This is a genomic window from Extibacter muris, assembly GCF_004345005.1.
In the GTDB taxonomy this organism is placed as follows: Bacteria; Bacillota; Clostridia; order Lachnospirales; family Lachnospiraceae; genus Extibacter; species Extibacter muris.
On sequence record NZ_SMMX01000071.1, the window covers coordinates 1 to 699 of the forward strand.

The following is a 699-nucleotide window of genomic DNA, read 5'->3' on the forward strand; positions in this document are numbered from 1 at the left end:
CTCTCTCCCTTTTTCTCTTCCTTTCTCTTTTCCTCCTTTTTCCTTCTCTCCCTCCTTTCTTCCTCGTTTCCCTTTTTCTTTCCTCTCTCCTTCCTCTTTCTCCTTCTCTCTCCCCCCTTTCCCTCTTTCGAATGTAGCACCGACGGTCGCTTTCTTCTTCCTTCCCTTTCTCCTTTTCCCTCACCTCATATCCCTTCCTTCCTTCTCCCTTTTCCTCTCCTTCTCCCCCTTCCTTTCTTGCCTCTTCCCTTCCCTCTCTTCTTTCTCTCCTTTCCCCCCTTCCTTTTTTCTTTTTTCCCTCTTTTTTCCTTGCTTGATCTTTCCTCTCTCCCTTTCTTTTCCCTTCCTCTCTCTCCTTTCTCCTCTCCTTTTCCTCTTTTCTCTTTCTCCTCTTCCTCTTCCTCCCTCTCCCTCCTCCCTCTCTTCTCGTTCTTCCCCCTTTCTTTTTCCCTCTCTCTTCTCTTTCTCCTCCTCTTCTCTTCTCTTCTCCCCTCTCCTTCCTCTCCTCCTTTTTTCCCTTCCCTTTTCCTTTCTTTTTCCCTCCTTCTCCTCTTTCTCCTAACACGAATCCTCCTTTTTCCTTTTCCTCCTTTTCTTTCCTCCTCTCTTTTTCCCCCCCCCCCCGCGCGGCGCTCGTATCGAGAGAAACCTCCTCTTCTCTTCTCCCTTTCTCCCTTTCTCTCTTCTTCTTTTCTCCTT

The 699-nt window shown here is 48.2% G+C and carries 1 protein-coding gene; it reads right to left on the reverse strand.

Annotated elements, in window-relative coordinates; translation table 11 throughout:
* Positions 1-565, reverse strand: a 565-nt coding sequence (locus tag E1963_RS23660; RefSeq protein ID WP_207669419.1) for a hypothetical protein, incomplete at its 3' end; no start/stop codon positions are given.
* Positions 566-699: the final 134 nt, after the last annotated feature.